This is a genomic window from Reyranella sp. CPCC 100927 (genome assembly GCF_007859315.1).
Taxonomy (GTDB): Bacteria; Pseudomonadota; Alphaproteobacteria; order Reyranellales; family Reyranellaceae; genus Vineibacter.
Map to the genome: position 1 here is coordinate 17,700 of NZ_VOHA01000029.1, position 18,472 is coordinate 36,171.

Genomic DNA, 18,472 nt, shown 5'->3' on the forward strand with positions numbered 1-18,472 from the left:
GGCAACCGACTGCCGCCGATGAGAACGAGGAACGCCATGACGCCTGCGTCATTTGACTTCACGCCGCTGCTGGCGCCCAACCAACCCGTGCCGGCGGCGAAATGGTCGGGGTTCCCGAAGTACAACTTCATCGGCGGGCACAACGACGCCGCGCACGTGCCAGTCGACAAGCTGATCGCGGCAGCCACCAGCGTGCTCAAGCGCGAGGGTGCGTCGCTGGCGACCTATGGGCTGGCCAGCGGGCCGCTGGGCTATCGGCCGCTGCGCGAATTCCTGGTCGGCAAGCTCAAGGGCCACGCCGGCATCACCTGCGCGGCGGATGACATCCTGATCACATCGGGCTCGCTGCAGGGGCTGGACCTGGTGAACAACATCCTGCTGTCGCCCGGCGATACGATCCTGATCGAGCAGGAAACCTATGGCGGGGCCCTGACCCGCCTGGCGCGGCTGGGTGTCAAGATGGTCGGCGTGCCGCTCGACGACGAGGGCTTGCGCGTCGATGCCCTTGAAGCGGCGCTGAAGGACCTCCAGCAGCGCGGCGTGCGGCCCAAATACCTCTACACCATCCCCACGGTGCAGAATCCGACCGGTGCCATCATGGGACCGCAGCGGCGGGCTGAGATCCTGAAACTGGCGCAGGCCTATGGCGTGCCGATCTTCGAGGACGAATGCTATTCGGACCTGATCTGGGACGGCAAGCGGCCGCCGGCCTTTTACGCCATGGCGCAGGGCAGCGGCGTCATCCATGTCGGCTCGTTCTCCAAGTCGATCGCGCCGGCGCTGCGGGTGGGCTACATCGTGGCCGGCTGGGACGTGCTGTCGCGCATCCTGGCGCTGAAACAGGACGCCGGCTCCGGCGCGCTGGAGCAGATGGTGCTGGCCGAGTTCTGCACCGCCCATTTCGCCAGCCACGTGCCGGCACTGACCCGCGGCCTGCGGGTCAAGCTCGATACCCTGATGGAAGCGTTGGCTGAGCAGTTCGGCACCGCGGCCGAGTTCGAGGAACCGCAAGGCGGTATTTTCCTGTGGGTCAAGCTGCCCGACCAGGTCGACACCTTGAAGCTGTCGCAGGCGGCGCTGGCCGCCGGTGTCGCGCTCAATCCCGGCCCGGAATGGTCGACCGACAAGGCCTACGGCAAGAGCCGCCTGCGCCTGTGCTTCGCCAACCCGGCGCCGGAGACGATCCGCCAGGGGGTCGCCGTGCTGGCCGACATCTGCCGGCGCGAGTTCGGCGTGCCCGCCCGGATCGCCAACGTGGAGCGCCCCGGTGCCGCGCGCCAACTATAGGCACTTGGCCTCATTCGGCTGTACAATCTGAAACAGAGTTGTCTGCTCGATTCCGAATATGGCCGAGGAAGGTATTGGTTTTGGCCGTTGGTGCCTGTTGCCGCGAACCCGGACCCTGTTGGCCGGCGGCGAGCGTATTGTGCTGGGAGGCCGGGCGGCCGACATCCTGCTGGCCCTGATCGAGGCTGATGGCGCGGTTGTCGACAAGGACACCCTGATCAGCCGGGCTTGGGGTGGCCGGAAGGTCGAGGACGGCAACCTGCCGGTCCAGATTTCAGCATTGCGCAGGGCCTTTGGCGCCGAGGGGGCGGACATCGTGGTCACCGTCCCCGGGCGCGGCTATCGCTTCGGCGGTCAGCGGACGCCGACGCGGGCGGCCGCGCCGATCCAGCTGGCGGCGGTGCGGCCGGCGGGAGCCGAGGCACCCACCCGCGGTCCGTCGCTGGCCGTGCTGCCGTTCCGGACCCTGGGCGACGATGCCGACCAGGCCCACATCGCCGACGGCATCGTGGAAGACCTGATCACGGCGCTGTCGCGTATCCGATGGTTCTACGTGCTGGCGCGCAACTCGGCCTTCAGCTTCAAGGGACACGACATATCGGCGACCGAGATCGGCAGCGAACTGGGCGTGCGCTATGTCGTCACCGGTACGGTGCGGCGTGCCGGCGGGCGCGTGCGGGTCAATGTCGACCTCGTCGATACCGCCGACGGCGTGCCGGCCTGGAGCGACCGTTTCGAGTATCCCTTCGACGAGGTCTTCGCCCTGCAGGACCGGATCGTGGGCAGCATCGTGGCGGCGCTGGAGCCTGGCCTGCGGCGGGCCGAGATCGACCGGCTGCGGCGACGGCCGACCGAACTGCCGCGGGCCTATGAAGCCTACCTGCGCGCGATGGCGTGCATGCACCCGATGACGCGCAGCAACTGCGAGGCAGCGCTGGGCTTCCTCGACCAGGCGCTGGCAGTCGATCCGACGTTTGCGTTGGCGCTGGCGGCGGCAGCTTCCTGCCGCATGTGGCGAGTCTCGCAGAGCTTTCCCGAGGACGCCGCCGCCGAGGCGGAGGCCGCCATCCGCCTGGCCGAAGCGGCGCTGGCGCAAGCCCGCGACGATCCCCTCGTGCTGGCCCAGGTCGGGGTCGTCTTCGTCTACCTGGTGCATCGCTCGGAGGTGGCGCTGCTGCTGGTGACGCGTGCCGTCGACCTGCATCCCAATTCGGCAACCACGCGCAGTTCGGCCGGCTGGGCGCACATCTATGCCGACGATCCGGAGGCGGCGATCCCGCACCTCCAGGAGGCATTGCGCCTGGATCCGCTGGATCCCGGTGCCGGCGAGCCGCTGACCGGCATGTCCTACGCCCATCTTGCCGCCGGTCGGCCCGATGCTGCCGTGCGGTGGGGCGAGCGGGCCATCGCCGGCAGTCCCGAACGGTTGTCGGCACACCGCGCCCATGTGGCGGCCCTGGGCGCCGCGGGCCTGCCGGCCGGGACCGCCGTGGCGCATCTCATGACGCTCGATCCGACGTTCAACCTGACCGACTACAGCCGTTTCCACAGCCGCCGGTCGTCGAGCCGCCTGTTGGCGGCGGTGATGGACGGATTGCGCCGTGCCGGCGTTCCGGAGCGGCCCAGTCCCACCGCCCGGCCGGCGCTGCGCGTGGTGCGCAGCGGCTGACGCGACGGCGCCATTCATTCCCTGGGAATTGTCACTTTTAAGAACTTTTAAGCCCCGCCGTCGCCGATAAAAGCTTACAAAACGCGCGTGGCTTGGGGAATGAGCCGGCCCGGTGCCTGACGTCCAGACTGCGAACAACGGCGGGCACCGGGCCACACACGCGAAAAACTCTGAAACGGATCAGACCCGGATGCGCGGGACGATGCTGCGCGGCTTGCGATGGCGCGCGCCCCACCGGCTGCCGGACGTGATTGTTCCAGTGATTTCCTGGCGGAGGGAGCAAGACGATGGATATGACGATCGAGAAGGTGCACGTCACCAATTGGAGCGGAGATCCCTTCCTCAAGCTCGGCTCGACCTCAAAGGCGAAGCTGGCGACGGCGATCCGCTATTCGCGGCAGATCGTGGATGACGCCTGCCAGCTGCTGGCCCAGTACGAGCACGCCCAGATCGTCGCCAGCGTCGACAAGCAGATGGCGAAGGACTATTTCGGCAGCCACAGCGTTGTCAAAGAAGCCTTGGAGAAGTACTTCGGCCTCGACCTCAAGAAGCCGACCGACAAGGCCAAGGTCGCCACGATTCGCCTGAAGTTCGGTCAGATCCGGACCGGCATCGCCGGTCCCTTCGATCTGGTCGTCGGATACATCCATGACCGCGACGACGTGAAGACCGGCGTCAAGGACGCCTTGTCGGCATTGCGCCACGGCAAGGGGAAGACAGCCTGGAAGCACATCAAGTTCATCCGGGAAGGGACCGAGGGCTGGGTTGCCTCGCGCGGCACGCATGTCGGGCGCATCCACCTGAACATGGACAGCGTCGAGACCTACAGCGAAGGCAAGATCGCCCGCATCATCGTGCATGAGGCCTCGCACAAGTTCGCCAACACCGACGATGTCGACGTGCTCGACGACGGCACCCGCAACGGATCGGGCTACAAGTGGGATGACCTCAAATACAACGCCAAGGGCTATGTCGGGCTGGAGAACAACGCCGACTCGTATGCCTGGGGCGGCCGCCTGATGTGGAAGCGCAAGCGGAACCTGGCGTCGGGCGTTTGACGCACCCTGCGGTGCCGGCGCCGTGAGATTCGGCACCGGCATATCGGCATGGATCAGTCGGACGATTCGGCTGTCGTCTTGGTCTTTTCTTCCAGCAACTCCGAGCCGGGGCGCCAGCCGCCGCCCTGCGGTGCCACGGCCATCTGCTGCATGGTGACGGCCAGTGCCGCCTGGGCCTTTTCGTTGCCCTTCACCGTGGCGCGGATCGATTCGGCGCGGCCTGTCATCAGTTCCACCCGGTGCTGCGCCAGATACTCGGCCGAGGCTTTCTGATTGCGGGTGTAGCCGTTCAGCTCCGGGATGACGTAGCGCGCGAACAGCTCCCAGGAGCGCAGCGTCGCCTCGGTGTTGGCCCAGTCGTGGGCGAAGCCCAGCACCACGCCGAAGCCGCCGGTGACCTCCTGCAGGTGCTGGATGGTCTTGACCAGTTCGTCGGGCGTGCCGATCACCGACGAGCCGGTGCCGCTGCCGGCGGCACCGGTGACCTGTTCCATCAGCTTCCAGCGGTCGTCCACGGCCGTGGCGCCCAGTTGGCCCAGGACCCGCACGCGGTATTCGTTGTGCCACCACCACAGGCCGTCGACAGCCTCCTGTTGCGCCTGCTTTTTGGACTCCGCCAGGTGCCAGGAGAGCAGGACGCGCCAGTCGCGGCGGTCCACGGTCTTGCCGTGCTTCCGGGCGGCCTCCTCGGCAAAGCCCCACTGCACCGGCAGCGCCTGCAGGCCCTCGGATGAGGTCGAAGCGATCGACAATACGCCCATGCCGTACTTGCCGGCCAGCTGCATGCCGGATGGGCTGATGGACGAGGCAGCCGCCATCGGAATCTTCTCCTGCAGCGGCAGGAGCTGTAGCTGGGCGTCATTGAGCTGAAACCATTCGCTCTTGGCGGTGAAGCGCTCGCCCTCGAGCAGGCGGACGATCACGCCGAGCGCCTCGTCCTGCCGGTCGCGCAGCAGCATCTGGTCGATGCCGAAGGTGCGGGCGTCGGACGGCAGCGCGCCCGGCCCGGTGCCGAACAACACCCGGCCGCCGGTCATGTGGTCGAGCTGCACGATGCGCTGCGCCACATTGAACGGGTGGTGATAGGGCAGCGATACGACGCCGGTGCCGAGCTTGATGCGCTTGGTGCGCTCGCCGGCGGCAGCCAGGAACATCTCGGGCGACGCGATCATTTCCCAGCCCGAGGAATGATGCTCGCCGCACCAGAACTCGTCGTAGCCCAGCCGGTCCAGGTGCGCCGCGAAATTCAGGTCGCGCTGGAACTGCAGCGCCGGGTGCTCGCCGACGGGATGGTGGGGTGCCAGGAAGGTACCGAACTTGAGGCGTTTCACGGACGTCTCCTGCGGGAAGTGTTCGTTGATCGGTGACCAGCCTAGCGCGGCAGGACGCCGCAGCCTAGGTGGCCGGACGCAGGCCGGATCCTCAAAAAAGTTGGCGCCGGGCGCCACAAGTCTGCGGGCTGGATCGTCGTAGGGGTATCGGTCGGATTTCCCCGACGCAGGAGAACGTCATCATGAGCGAGACAAGCCCCGTCAAATACGAGCAGGTGGTGGGCGATGTGCTGCAGGCGCTGGCTGGCGTGCACAAGGTCATGGATACGCATGGCTTCGACCGCACCATTCAGCATCTGGTCCAGCTGCGCGCCTCCCAGATCAACGGCTGCGCCTTCTGCATCAAGATGCACACCAAGGAGGCCCGCCAGGACGGCGAGACCAACGAACGCCTCGACCGGGTGATCGTCTGGCAGCACGTCCACGACTTCAGTGACCGCGAAAAAGCCGCCCTGGCCTGGACCGAGGCGCTGACGGTGATCGACGGCAGGACCGATCTGGCGGCGATCCGCGCCCGCCTGCGCCAGCACTTCTCGGAGGAGGAGATTGGCCTGCTGACCTCGATCGTGGCCATGATCAACCTGTGGAACCGGATTCAGGTATCGAGACACTGAGATGTCGGACGGCAACGACGTCGAAACCTTCCAGGAGGCCAGGCCCATGCTGTTGGGCCTGGCCTACCGCATGCTGGGCTCGCGGGCCGACGCCGAGGACGCGGTCCAGGACACGTTCCTGAAATGGCAGCAGGCTGACAGGCGCGGGATCGAGAATGCAGCATCGTGGCTCACCACGGCGTGCACGCGCCGATGTATCGACCTGCTGCGATCCGCCCATAAGAAGCGGGTGGACTACGTCGGCGCTTGGCTGCCCGAGCCGATCCACACCGTGAGCACCGACATGAGCGAGGACAATCTGGCGCTGGCGTCGTCGCTGACGACAGCCTTCCTGCTGCTGCTCGAGCGGCTCACGCCGCGTGAGCGCGCCGCCTATCTGCTCTACGAGATCTTCGAGGTGTCCTACGCCGATATTGCCCGCACCTTGGGCGTCCAGGAGAGCACCTGCCGCAAGCTCGTCAACCGGGCGCGTGCCAATGTCGACCGCTCGAAGGTCAGGCACGCGACGACACCCGAACGCCAGGAACAGCTGCTGGCGGCCTTCGAGGCAGCCATCGCCGGCGGCGGCACACAGCAATTGGCAGCGCTGTTGTCGGACGACATCGCGCTCAGCGCCGATGGCGGCGGCAAGGTGCAGACCATCCGCCAGATCCTGCACGGCAAAGCCGATGTGCTGGCGTTCATTGCCGATGCGCTGAGTGCCTACTGGAAACCCTACGAATGGACCGTAACAGACCTCAACGGCCATCGCGGGGTCATCCTGCAGCACGGCGGCAAGGTCGCGGCCGCCGTGTCCTTTGCCTACGACGCGGACGGCCAGGCGACAAACATCTACATCATGCGCAATCCCGACAAGCTCGCCAGCCTGAGCAGGATCGCGATGTCATGACGCCGGTGGCCGTCAGTGCTTGCCGTTGGCGGCGGTCACTCCCATGCGATCAACGGTGGCGATGCCGATGGCCGACAGGATGAACAGGCCATGGATGATCGCCTGCCACATCACGCCAGCTTCGGTGTAGTTGGTGTTCGTCGAGCCCAGGTTGCCGGCCTCGATGAAGGTGCGCAGCAGGTGAATAGAGGAGATGCCGATGATCGCCATCGCGAGCTTGATCTTGAGCACGCTGGCGTTGACGTGGCTCAGCCATTCCGGCTGATCGGGATGGTTCTGCAGTTCCAGCCGTGACACGAAGGTCTCGTAGCCGCCCACGATCACCATGATCAGCAGGTTGGAGATCATCACCACGTCGATCAGGCCCAGCACGACCAGCATGATCTGCTGCTCGTTGAACGAAAAGGTGTGGGTGACGAGGTGCCAGAGCTCCTTGAGGAACAGGGCGACATAGACGCACTGGGCGACGATCAGGCCCAGGTAGAGCGGCAATTGCAGCCAGCGTGACGCAAAGATGAGTCCGGGCAGTGGGCGCAATCGCGCTGGGGCCGGGGAAGTCGCTCGAGCCTCGGGAGCCGCAGACATCAGGTTTCACCTCGTCGTTCGGGGAATGGACCACCCGGATGAAACCAGGCGCGGGTGCTGATCTAGGGATGGATCGGCATCGGTCAAGCCGGTTTATGCCGGCCAGGGTACCCGGAAGATAAATAGCGTTGGACTGTCTGTTCAGAACAGGGTTTTGCGTGTAAAATGAGCGCTCGCACCGGGCGGTGGGGACCAGCGGGGCGATGATGGGGAAACGGCGATCCGATCAGGGGCTGCGATCGGCGGTGGTTGGTGCCGCTGTCTGCCTGCTGGCGCTCGCGCTCATGACGCCGGCCGCGGCGGATCCGCACGAGGATGCGCGCGCGGCGTACTACCGGCGCGATTATGCCCACGTGCAGCAGTTGATGCGGCCCCTGGCGGCGCAGGGCGATGCGCGGGCGCAGTTCGGTCTCGGGTTCCTGTACGCCAGCGGCCGGGGCGTGCGGCAGGACGATGGGCAGGCCGTGCGCTGGTTTCGCCGGGCCGCCGACCAGGGATTGGCCGACGCCCAGGCCAACCTGGGCTTCATGTATGCCAGTGGCCGCGGCGTGACCAAGAGCGAGGCCGAGGCCATGCGCTGGTATCGCAAGGCCGCCGATCAGAACCACGCTGGCGCACAGAACAACCTCGGCTTCATGCATGCCAACGGCCTGGGCGTGCGGCGCAACGATGCGACAGCGGTGGGCTGGTACCGCAAGGCGGCAGAGCAGGGTTATGCCGACGCACAGGTCAACCTCGGCTTCATGTATGACAACGGCTGGGGGGTGAAGCGCAGCTACACGGATGCGTTCGCCTTCTATCGCCGGGCCGCGGACCAGGGGCACGTGATCGGCCAGTACAACGTCGCCAGCCTGTATCTCGTCGGTCAAGGCGTGCGGCGCGACGATGTCGAAGCCGCGAAATGGTACCTCGAAGCGGCGTACCAGGACTATCCCGCCGCCCAGTTCAACATCGCCTACATGTACGCCCACGGCCTCGGCGTGACGCAGGACGATGCCACCGCGGCCGAGTGGTACCGCGAGGCCGCCAACCGCGGCGATGTCCGGGCCCAGGTCAATCTCGCCGCCATGTATGCCGACGGGCAGGGCGTCGCGCAGGATCTGGCGGAAGCCGCGACCTGGTATCGCCGGGCGGCGGATCAAGGCTACGCCGAAGCACAGTACAGGATCGGCCTGCTGTACGACGAGGGTCGTGGCGTGCCGCCGGACGATGCCGAAGCCGCCCGCTGGTATCGCAAGGCTGCGCTGCAGGGGCATGCCGGCGCGCAATGCGGTCTTGGCAGCCTGTATGCCATGGGGCACGGCGTTCACCAGGACGATGGCGAAGCCGTGTGGTGGTATCGCAAGGCAGCGGTGCAGGGCTTCGCGGCGGCGCAATCCAGCCTGGGCTTCATGTACGAGGCCGGCCGCGGTGTCGCAGCGGACGTTGCGGAGGCACACCGGTGGTATGACCTCGCCGCCGCCAACACAGCGGTCGCGCCGCCAGCGCCGGAAGACGTGGGCATGACCGACGAACGCATCGGTGCGACATTGCCCGACGATCAGATCGCGCAGGCACCACGGCCCGCCGGTGGCCGCAGTCGTCGATGATCCCGGGGTCATAATCTTTGACGTGACCGCCGCTGTCATTCCGGGCAGAACGCGCCGGCGCTATGGTGAGCAGCCGTGAGCGGAGCTTTGGAGACGACGCCGGCCATGGAGCATTTGGATCAGTCCGCCATTCCCGAGAAGGATGTCCCGCTGCGTTACGACATCCGGCTCCTCGGCCGTATCCTCGGCGACACGGTGCGCCTGCAGGAAGGCGAGCCGGTGTTCGACGTCGTCGAGCGCATCCGTCGCACGGCCGTGCGTTTCCATCGTGATGCCGATGAGGCGGCTCGGCAGGAGCTGCAGGCGATCATGAGCAGCCTGCCGGTGGACCGGGCCAATCGCATCATCCGGGCCTTCGGCTATTTCTCGCATCTTGCCAATATCGCCGAGGACCAGCACCACATCCGGCGCACGCGCGCCTACGCGATGGCCAATGCGGCGCCGCGTCCGGGCACCATGGCGTATGCGCTGGAACGCGCCAAGAACCACGGCGTTTCGCGTGCGCATCTGCAGGCATTCTTCGAGCGCGCCCTGTGCAGCGCCGTGCTGACGGCGCATCCGACCGAAGTCCGCCGCAAGAGCTCGATCGACCGCGAGATGGACATCGCCCGGCTGCTCGACGAACGCGATCGCATCCAGTTCACGCCGGAGGAGCTGACCGCCAACCGCAAGGCACTGCGCCGCGCGGTGCTCACGCTGTGGCAGACCAGCCTTCTGCGCCGCACGCGGTTGCGCGTCATCGACGAGGTCGCCAACGGGCTTGCCTATTACGACTACACGTTCCTGCGCGAACTGCCGCATTTCTACGCCGATCTCGAAGACCAGCTCGGGTCGGTCGATGCGGCCTGGCAGGACCTCGATGTGCCGTCGTTCCTGCGCCTGGGCAGCTGGATCGGCGGCGACCGCGACGGCAATCCCTACGTCACCGCCGACGTGTTGCGCCAGGCGCTGGCCATGCAGAGCGAGCGCGCCCTGCGCTTCTATCTCGAGGAACTGCATCAGCTGGGCGCCGAACTGTCACTGGATGATCGCATCGTGTCCGTATCGGGGTCCGTCGCCAAACTGGCGGCGGAATCGCCCGACCGTGCACCGGAGCGCCAGGACGAACCCTATCGCCGCGCCATTGCCGGCATCTATGCGCGGCTGGCAGCAACGGCGTGGGACCTTGATCGCCTCGAAGCACCGCATCTCGCGGTCGGCAGTGCGCCGGCTTACGCCACGGCCGCCGACCTGGAGATGGACCTCGACGCCATCCACGAGTCGCTGATGGCCAACGGATCGGCACCGCTGGCGCGCGGCCGGCTGCGGGCGCTGCGTCGTGCCGTCGATGTCTTCGGCTTTCACCTGGCATCCGTCGATCTGCGCCAGAACGCCGATGTGCATGAACGCACGATCGGCGAACTGCTGGAGACGGCCGGTGCCTGCACCGGCTATCGCGCGCTCGCCGAGGACGCACGTGTGCGGGTGCTGGCCGGTGAACTGCGCAATGCGCGGCCGCTGGCCTCGCTGCACCTCACGTATTCGGACGAAACGGCGTCCGAACTGGCCATGCTGCGCGTGGCCGCCGATGCACACCGGCGCTATGGCGCCGCCGCCGTTCCCCACTACGTGATCTCCAAGGCTGACGGTGTCTCCGACATCCTGGAGGTCGCGCTCCTGCTCAAGGAAGTCGGCCTGCTGCGCCCGCGCGAGGGCAAGCTCGATGTCGATATCGTGCCGCTGTTCGAGACCATCGGTGACCTGCAGCGCTGCGGCCCGGTCATGGAGGCGCTGTTCGGCTTGCCTGAGTATCGTCGGCTGCTGGCCTCGCGGGGCGGCATCCAGGAGGTGATGCTGGGCTACTCCGACAGCAATAAGGACGGCGGCTACCTGACGTCGACCTGGGAGCTGTACAAGGCCGAAGTGGCGCTGATCGAGACGTTCGCGCGCCACGGGATCGGCCTGCGCCTGTTCCACGGCCGTGGCGGGTCGGTCGGCCGCGGCGGCGGGCCGAGCTATCAGGCGATCCTGGCGCAGCCGCCGGGCGCGCTGCAGGGCTCGATCCGCATCACGGAGCAGGGCGAGGTGATCGCCGGCAAGTACTCAAACGCCGATGTCGGCCGCCGCAATCTCGAGACCCTGGCGGCCGCGACCCTGGAAGCGACGCTCCTGGAAGCCGACCAGCCGGCGCCGCCGGCCGCCTATCTCGACGTCATGGAGGCGCTGTCGGCGCATGCCTATCGCGCCTATCGCGATCTCGTCTACGAAACCGAGGGCTTTGAACGGTACTTCCGCGAGTCCACCGTGTTGGGTGAGATCGCCAACCTCAATATCGGCAGCCGGCCGGCGTCGCGCTCGAAGCTTGGGCGTATCGAGGATCTGCGGGCCATACCCTGGGTCTTCAGCTGGGCGCAATGCCGCCTGATGTTGCCGGGATGGTATGGCTTCGGCAGCGCGGTGAAAGCGTGGACCGAGGCGCGATCGGATGACGGCCTGGCGATCCTGCAGGCGATGTACCACGACTGGCCCTTCTTCCGCACGACGCTGTCGAACATGGACATGGTGCTGGCCAAGAGCGATATCGCGATCGCCTCGCGCTACGCCGAACTGGTGTCCGATGCGGAGCTGCGCGACTCGATCTTCGAGCGCCTGCGCGCCGAATGGCAGGCCTCGATCGAGGCGGTGCTGGCGGTCACGCGTCAGCGCACGTTGCTGGAAAGCAACCCGCTGCTGGCGCGGTCGATCCGCAACCGTTTCCCCTACATCGACCCGCTCAACCACGTGCAGATCGAACTGCTGAAGCGCCATCGCGCCGGCGACACCGACGAAGGCGTGATCCAGGGCATCCATCTCAGCATCAACGGCATTGCCGCCGGCCTGCGCAATAGCGGTTGAGGGTTGAAGGAATTTGTGGCCGCCTCTCCGACAGCGCAAAACGTAAGAGATACTGATTCCATAATGCTTCCGGTATCAGAGCATCGAGCGCAAATCTATCAGCCTGCGCGTCGAACGCATCGCCGTCATTACTGCCTTCCTCATCGAAGAAATCAAAGCGCAGACCGTCGAAGAGATCGCGCGATACGATGACTTTATCAATAGCCCGCTAGGTCAGCTATTCCAGAGCGGCATGGCGAACTCGCTAATTGACAAGGTAGCGCGCGCGGGGGCGTAGCATTACGCCGGCCAACCTCTGCTCCATCACGTGCGCGATCCATCCTGCGCAGCGCGCGATGGTCAGGATGGCGCCTGCAGACCGATAGGGAAGCTGCAGCGCGTGACAGAGCACCACGAGGCCGGTTTCGACACTGGGCCCTATCTTGAATGCCTCGGCAGCCTCCTCGAGAAAGGTAACGATGTCGATCGTACGGTCCGGATTGATGCTCAGATTGCGGGCCACACCCAGCAGGTGCTCGGCCCGGGGATCGCCGTTCGGGTAGAGCGGATGGTTGAAGCCCGGTATCGCGCTTCCCGACTTCGCCATTTCAGCCAGCCGATCTCGACGGGTGCTCCTGGCGCGAGCCGTCGTCAGCAGATCCTCCACTTTGTCGCAGGCGCGGCGGATGCGCGATCCGCTATGGGCGCTCAAGGCCGACAGGATGCAGAAATAGAGGTTGGCGCCGCTCGAGGCGGCGAGGCGCGCTGCGACCGTCTGCGGCGTGAGCTCGTGGTCGGCAAGCAGCACCAAGGCGGTGTTCACCGCTGCCGTCGTCTCCGCGGTTGCGCGCGCGCCGGCGCCAGCCACGATACGGGCAGCGACCGCGAGCCCGCCGCCGGATGCGGACGCGTCCAGGGCGATGCTCTTGCGAGAGCGGGCCAGGAAGCGCATGCAGGCCGGCAGGCCCATCAGCAGAGCGCGAGCGGCAATGACCGTGTTGCCGTCGCGCAGGTCGTCACCGCCCGACGGCCGCGCGACGAGTGACATGACGAACAGCGAGAACAACTTGACGATGTCGGGCTGCGAGGCGTCGACCTCGGCCGCCGCGATGAGCTTGTCCATCGCGACCGCCGCGGCGGTGCCGGGCCATGCGCCCTGTTCCTCCATCCATGCGCCCGACCACAGCAGCTCGGCAACACTCTCGAAGCTCTGGCTGTGCCGTACGAAGTCGAGCGCAGGGCGACCGCGGTAGGCCGGACCCGCCGGCGTTATCGTCGTGATCGACGTTTGCACGATGGGTTCCGACCATCTCGGCGCGCCGCCCTTGTAGAGTCCGCCTTCGGCCTTCGCATGGCCCCGTGCGCGCAGCCGTTCGACGTCCTCGCGCGAGTAGAGGAAGCCATGTCGCTTGTCCTGGCCGATCGAATGGATCCAGCCGCGACTGACGTAAGCATAGAGCGTCTGCGGCTTGATGCGCAGAAGGTGCGCCGCTTCCTTCGCCGAGAGAAAGCTCTTGGCGTCGTGTGCACGCGCCGCCGCCGCGACCTTGGAAGGCTTTCTGGTCATGTCAAAAGAAGCCATATATTGACCGAATAATCAATGTTGATCCACAAGGCGTCCACCCCTAGCCTCGACCCTGTGCACATCGGACGGTGCGGCGGATCGTCCGGCCGGAACAACGGGAGGGCAGCGTAGCCATGTCGATCATCGACGCCGATTCACACGTCATCGAATCCCAGGAAACCTGGCAGTACCTCGATCCGAAGTTCGCGAAGCGGCGGCCGGTGCCGGTTGCCGTGCCGGCCGACACCTCGTTCCTCGACTGGAACACGTTCTGGATTATCGATCGGCAGGTCCGCCATTTCGGCGCCACGCCGATCGAAGGCAACGTGATGGCCGGCCGCAAGTCCTACTCGCCTGACGTGCAGCAGATCACCGACGTCAAGGCGCGGCTCGCGGCAATGGACAGGATGGGCGTCGCCAAGCAGCTGGTGCATCCCTCGTTCACGCTGTCGACTCTCACAGAGGACCCGGAGCTCGAGGCCGCGCTGTTCCAGAGCTACAACACCTTCATGTCGAATGCGTGCGCGGCATCGGGCGGCCGCATTTTCTTCAATGCCGTGATCCCGTATCGCCGGCCGGAGCAAGCGGTGGCCGAGCTCCGCCGCCTCGACAGGATGCCGGGCATGGCGAGCGTGCTGGTGCGCGGGCTCGAGTGGGACAAGCCGATCGACGATCCCAGCCACTACCCCGTCTTCGCCGAGGCCGAGCGACTTGGCCTGCCGATGGTGGTCCATCTCGGCCTCGGATCGCCCTCGATGTACCGCATGTTCGACGGTATGGCGCACCCGGTTGCCGAGAAGAAGACCTTCTATCCGGCGCGCTCGCGGCGTCTGCTGTCGACGCTGACGGTGCAGTACGCCTTCTACAACCTGATGGAAAGCACGCTCATCGACGACTTCCCCAAGCTCAAGTGGGTCTTCCTCGAGGGCGGCGGCTGCACCTGGATGGTGGGCGCGGTGCGCACCATCGAGCGCAGCGGCAAGCCCCGTGTCCTCGACCACTTCGAGGCCGGCCGCGTGCTGGTGGGCTGCGAGCCCGACGACGACATTCCCTATGCCTCCGGAGTCCTGGGTGAGCACGCGCTGCTGGTATCGAGCGACATGCCGCATTTCGACGAGGCGGCGCACGACAGCATCGCCGAGGAGTACGAGGAGCGCGGCGACCTTTCGCCGGAACTGTTGAAGATGATGTTCACGCAGAATGCCGAGCGCGTCTTCGACTTCGGTCGTGTCGCCGCCAGGACAGCCGTGCCGGCCTGAAGCCATGCGGATCTGGTACACGCGCTGTCCCCTGCCGACCGCGTCGAGCATCGCGATCGAGCGTGGCATGCTCGATGACGAATTCCGGGCCGACGGTATCGTCGTGCAGTCGCTCAACGCGTCGAGCGACATGGCGGTGCGCGAGGCGCACTACAACCACGGCCAGACCAATTTGTTCCGGCAAGGCGGCAACATTCCGCCGATCTGGAGCCGGTCACGCGGCGCCGACACGGTAGTGGTCGCCACCAACTGGATCGACGAGTACCAGGCGATTGTGGCGCTGCCGTCCTCGGGGATACAGAATGCCGCCGACCTGCGCGGCAAGCGGCTCGGGATGCCGCGACGCCTGAACGAGCAGATCGACTACTGGCGTGCCATGTGCCTGCGCGGATACCTCGCTGCGTTGGAGATTGCCGGCCTCGAGCCGAACGACGTCGAGTTCGTCGACCTCCCGATCGACGAAAAGCAGATCCCGACGGGCGGCGCATCGCAACGTGGCACCTTGTGGCGCGGCGCCAACCGCGCCCGCAGGCAAAGCCGCGAGGCGCTCGCCCTGATCCGCGGCGAGATCGACGCGATCTATACCGCCGGTGCGCCGGGCGCCCAGCTTTCGTCGTTCATGGGGGCCTCCACTGTCGTCGATCTCGGCGCGCATGCGGACTCGGGCTCGCGTGTCAACAACCAGGTTCCCACCGTCCTGACCGTCGACGGCGAGCTCGCCCGCTCCGCACCCGAGACGGTCGCGCGCTATCTCGCGGCGCTCATGCAGGCGGCGCGCTGGGCGCACGAGCACGAGGCGGAGACGCTCGGCATCGTGGGCGGCGACGTCGGCGCAACGCCGGAATGGGTGACGGCGGCCTACGGCGCCGAGGTACATGATCGACTTGCCCTGGAACTCGACGAGCGCTCGATCGCGGCGGTCGCGGCACAGAAGGCATTCCTGCTCGGGAACGGCTTCATCGATAAGGATTTCGACGCCGGCGCATGGATCGATCCGCGCCCGCTCGAACTGGCACGAGGAATGGACCATGAACGTAGGCTTGGCTGAGCGTCCCGAGGCGGCGATGGCGCGGCGCGCCGTGGCGAGGGGCGGCATGGTCGCGACCGCCCATCCGCTCGCGAGCCGGGTCGGGCTCGACGTGCTTGCCCGAGGTGGCAATGCGATGGACGCCGCGATCGCGGCGGTGGCGGTGCTCGGCGTAGTGCAGCCCATGATGAGCGGGCTGGGCGGCGACAGCTTCATCCTGATCCGGTCCGGACGTACCGGTGCGATACGCTCGGTCAATGCCAGCGGCCCCGCGCCCCATGGCCAATCGCTCGAATGGGCCAGGAAAGCCGGGCTGGCCAGGCTGCCCGATCGCGGCATGCTCTCGGTATCCGTACCGGGGGCGGTGGCCGCGATGTGCGCAGCGCACCAGCAGTTCGGCAGCGGCCGGCATAGTCTCGCGGCGCTGCTGCAGCCGGCCATTGGTCATGCAACCGACGGCGTGGCCCTGACGCGGTCGGTGGCGCGCTTCTTCGCGCTGAACGAAGCTGTCCTCGCTGGGTCCGAATCGGCCCGCGCTGCGTACCTGAAGAACGGCAAGGCGCCAGCGGAAGGCGAAGTGCTGAGCCAGCCGGAGCTCGCGAACACATTGGAGGCCGTGGCCGCCGGCGGAGCCGATGCGTTCTATCGCGGCGAGTTCGCCCGCCGCCTGGTTGCGCACAGCGCCGCGACCGGCGGCCTGTTCTCGCTCGACGACCTTGCCGAGTACCAGTGCGAGACCGTCGAGCCGCTGTCGTTGGCGCTCGGACAAGGCAGGATCTACACCAATCCGCCGGTCGGGCAGGGCATCGTGCTGCTGGAGGCGCTCGGCATCCTCGAACGCTGCACACCGATGGATCGCAGCAGCGAGGTCGTGCAGGTGCACAGGATGATCGAGGCGCTGAAGCTCGCCTTCCTCGACCGCAATCGCCACCTCGGCGATCCGCGCTTCGTGGCCAACCCGATCGACCGCCTGCTGAGCGATTCCCACCTGCGCGGGCACGCCGGGCGGATTGATGACCGGCGGGCCATGACGTCGGTCGAGGAGAGCTGGTCCTCCTTCGGCGAAGGCGACACGACGTGCCTGGCGACGGCGGACGAGTCCGGCAACGTCGTCGCCTACATTTCCAGCCTGTCGACGCCGTTTGGCGCGGCCGAGGTGATCGACGGGACGGGCGTGCTGATGAACAACCGGGCCGGCCGGGGCTTCACGCTCGATCCGACGGCGCCGAACTGCCTCGCCGGCGGCAAGCGCACGATGTCGACCTTGCACGTCTACATGGTCTGCGACGACGACGGCCTGAAACTTGCTGGCGGAACATCCGGCGGCGACGGGCAACCGCAGTGGAATTTGCAGATACTGGACGCTGTGCTGAATGGCGGGCGTGACCTCCGGGAGGCGATCGACCAGCCGCGCTGGGAACTGATGCCGGGAACCGATCCGGTCAATCTCGGCCAGCCCTTCGAAATCCGAATGGATGGTCGCTTTGCATCGTCGCTGGCGGGTTTGGGCGAACTGGGCCATCGCATCAGTGACAAGCCGCTGGGCATGCTCGGCGCCGCCCAGGCGATTGCCGTGAGCGGGGACGGGACGTTGGTCGGGGCCGCCGATCCCCGCGCCGATGGATGCGCGCTGGGGCTCGACTGACGGGAAGGGAGGACTTCATGGGGCACGAGAGGGCAGATGGGAGCAGGACGATCCGGATGGCACGCCGTACGTTCATGACGGCGGCTCCAGTCCTTCTTGCTGCAGGCACGAGTGGCGCGTGGGCCCAGGCGCCGACGATCGTCAGGGTGGGCGTGCTCAACAGCCTGTCCGAGATCATCATCTTCGTGGCCATGGAGAAGGGCTACTTCAAGGAGGAAGGGCTCGACATCAAGCTGGAGCGCTTCTCCAACACCGCCGACATGATCGCTCCGTTGAGCAGCGGCCAGATCGACGTCGCCTCCGGCGCGCCCACGCTCGGCTTGTTCAACGGGTCCCTGCGCGGCCTGCCGCTCAAGCTGGTGGCCGACAAGGGCCGCAACTCCAAGGGGCACGGCTTCAACGCGATCGTCGTCCGAAAGGACCTGGTCGAGTCCGGGAAGGTCAAGTCCGCGGCCGACCTCAAGGGGCTCAGGATCGCGACCGCGTCCCGGCATTCGCCGATGGAGCAGCAACTCGAGATGGCCCTGCAGAAGGTCGGCCTCAGCAACAAGGACGTCGAGATCCAGAACCTCGACTTCCCCGACATGATCACCGCCCTGGATAACAAGGCCGTTGACGGAGCGCTGATGATCGAGCCGTTCGTCGCGATCGCGGCGAAGCGCGGCGTCGGCGTGCGTTTCATGGGTGTCGATGACATTGCGCCCGACTTCCAGATCGCCGGCGTCATCTATGGTCCCGACTTCGTGGTCAAGCAGCCGGAGGCCGCGAAGCGCTGGATGGTCGCCTATGTCCGGGCCATCCGCGACTATCTCGCTGCGGTCGGCAGCAAGGCGGGCAAGGATAAGCTGATCGTGGTGCTCAAGAAGTATGCGTCTGGCACCACCGACGCCAGCGTGCTCGAGAATGCGGTGTTTCCGGGCTTCGATCCCGACGGCTACCTGAACCTCAAGACCATAGAGGCCAGCATCGACTGGTATGCCACCCGCGGCCTGCTCAAGGCCAAGCCGAAGCTCACCGACCTTGCCGACTATCAGTACCTGAACTACGCCCTGGAACGCCTGGGTCGGCGCGAACGGGCGCAGAAGGTCCAGTAGCAACGTCG

The 18,472-nt window shown here is 66.5% G+C and carries 14 protein-coding genes; 11 read left to right on the plus strand and 3 right to left on the minus strand.

Features of this window, described 5'->3' with window-relative positions; all coding sequences use genetic code 11:
* Nucleotides 1-36: 36 nt before the first annotated feature.
* The 3 genes from FQU96_RS37505 to FQU96_RS37515 all read left to right on the plus strand — a co-directional run bounded on the left by FQU96_RS37505 (nucleotide 37) and on the right by FQU96_RS37515 (nucleotide 4,014).
* Entirely contained in the window at nucleotides 37-1,287 is a 1,251-nt protein-coding gene (locus tag FQU96_RS37505) for a PLP-dependent aminotransferase family protein (protein ID WP_146546543.1), read from the plus strand.
* 58 nt (nucleotides 1,288-1,345) lie between these two features.
* The gene (locus tag FQU96_RS37510; RefSeq protein ID WP_146546544.1) at nucleotides 1,346-2,956 is read left to right on the plus strand and encodes a winged helix-turn-helix domain-containing protein; all 1,611 of its coding nucleotides are present in this window, start codon (nucleotides 1,346-1,348) and stop codon (nucleotides 2,954-2,956) included.
* Nucleotides 2,957-3,243: 287 nt separating this feature from the next.
* Nucleotides 3,244-4,014 carry a hypothetical protein gene (locus FQU96_RS37515; protein ID WP_146546545.1) on the plus strand — a complete coding sequence of 257 codons (771 nt, stop codon included), beginning with the start codon at nucleotides 3,244-3,246 and terminating at the stop codon, nucleotides 4,012-4,014.
* 53 nt (nucleotides 4,015-4,067) lie between these two features.
* On the opposite strand, the gene FQU96_RS37520 is transcribed toward FQU96_RS37515, so the two are convergent.
* The gene (locus tag FQU96_RS37520) at nucleotides 4,068-5,345 is read right to left on the minus strand and encodes an LLM class flavin-dependent oxidoreductase (protein ID WP_146546546.1); all 1,278 of its coding nucleotides are present in this window, start codon (nucleotides 5,343-5,345) and stop codon (nucleotides 4,068-4,070) included.
* 182 nt (nucleotides 5,346-5,527) lie between these two features.
* Here FQU96_RS37520 and FQU96_RS37525 point away from each other — a divergent pair, with 182 nt between their 5' ends.
* Together FQU96_RS37525 and sigJ are read left to right on the plus strand one after the other, a co-directional pair.
* Nucleotides 5,528-5,959 carry a carboxymuconolactone decarboxylase family protein gene (locus FQU96_RS37525; protein ID WP_146546547.1) on the plus strand — a complete coding sequence of 144 codons (432 nt, stop codon included), beginning with the start codon at nucleotides 5,528-5,530 and terminating at the stop codon, nucleotides 5,957-5,959.
* Nucleotide 5,960: 1 nt separating this feature from the next.
* Nucleotides 5,961-6,848 carry an RNA polymerase sigma factor SigJ gene (gene sigJ / locus FQU96_RS37530; protein WP_146546548.1) on the plus strand — a complete coding sequence of 296 codons (888 nt, stop codon included), beginning with the start codon at nucleotides 5,961-5,963 and terminating at the stop codon, nucleotides 6,846-6,848.
* Nucleotides 6,849-6,860: 12 nt separating this feature from the next.
* On the opposite strand, the gene FQU96_RS37535 is transcribed toward sigJ, so the two are convergent.
* Nucleotides 6,861-7,433, minus strand: coding sequence for a TIGR00645 family protein (locus FQU96_RS37535; protein WP_146546549.1), 573 nt, complete (start codon nucleotides 7,431-7,433; stop codon nucleotides 6,861-6,863).
* A gap of 245 nt (nucleotides 7,434-7,678) precedes the next feature.
* On the opposite strand from FQU96_RS37535, the gene FQU96_RS37540 reads away from it, so the two are divergent.
* Together FQU96_RS37540 and ppc are read left to right on the plus strand one after the other, a co-directional pair.
* The gene (locus tag FQU96_RS37540) at nucleotides 7,679-9,022 is read left to right on the plus strand and encodes a tetratricopeptide repeat protein (RefSeq protein ID WP_178131030.1); all 1,344 of its coding nucleotides are present in this window, start codon (nucleotides 7,679-7,681) and stop codon (nucleotides 9,020-9,022) included.
* Between the two features lie 105 nt (nucleotides 9,023-9,127).
* The gene (gene ppc / locus FQU96_RS37545) at nucleotides 9,128-11,896 is read left to right on the plus strand and encodes a phosphoenolpyruvate carboxylase (protein ID WP_146546606.1); all 2,769 of its coding nucleotides are present in this window, start codon (nucleotides 9,128-9,130) and stop codon (nucleotides 11,894-11,896) included.
* Between the two features lie 244 nt (nucleotides 11,897-12,140).
* On the opposite strand, the gene FQU96_RS37555 is transcribed toward ppc, so the two are convergent.
* The gene (locus tag FQU96_RS37555) at nucleotides 12,141-13,442 is read right to left on the minus strand and encodes a citrate synthase (RefSeq protein WP_178131031.1); all 1,302 of its coding nucleotides are present in this window, start codon (nucleotides 13,440-13,442) and stop codon (nucleotides 12,141-12,143) included.
* A 131-nt stretch (nucleotides 13,443-13,573) separates the two neighbouring features.
* Here FQU96_RS37555 and FQU96_RS37560 point away from each other — a divergent pair, with 131 nt between their 5' ends.
* The 4 genes from FQU96_RS37560 to FQU96_RS37575 all read left to right on the plus strand — a co-directional run bounded on the left by FQU96_RS37560 (nucleotide 13,574) and on the right by FQU96_RS37575 (nucleotide 18,464).
* Nucleotides 13,574-14,698, plus strand: coding sequence for an amidohydrolase family protein (locus FQU96_RS37560; RefSeq protein WP_146546552.1), 1,125 nt, complete (start codon nucleotides 13,574-13,576; stop codon nucleotides 14,696-14,698).
* Between the two features lie 67 nt (nucleotides 14,699-14,765).
* Nucleotides 14,766-15,746, plus strand: a complete 981-nt coding sequence (locus tag FQU96_RS37565) for an ABC transporter substrate-binding protein (RefSeq protein WP_178131033.1) — start codon at nucleotides 14,766-14,768, stop codon at nucleotides 15,744-15,746.
* Nucleotides 15,727-17,370: a gamma-glutamyltransferase family protein gene (locus tag FQU96_RS37570; RefSeq protein ID WP_178131035.1), complete on the plus strand. Its 1,644-nt coding sequence runs from the start codon at nucleotides 15,727-15,729 to the stop codon at nucleotides 17,368-17,370. Before FQU96_RS37565 ends, FQU96_RS37570 begins: the two co-directional genes overlap by 20 nt.
* A 56-nt stretch (nucleotides 17,371-17,426) precedes the next feature.
* Nucleotides 17,427-18,464 carry an ABC transporter substrate-binding protein gene (locus FQU96_RS37575; protein WP_178131037.1) on the plus strand — a complete coding sequence of 346 codons (1,038 nt, stop codon included), beginning with the start codon at nucleotides 17,427-17,429 and terminating at the stop codon, nucleotides 18,462-18,464.
* Nucleotides 18,465-18,472 lie beyond the last annotated feature (8 nt).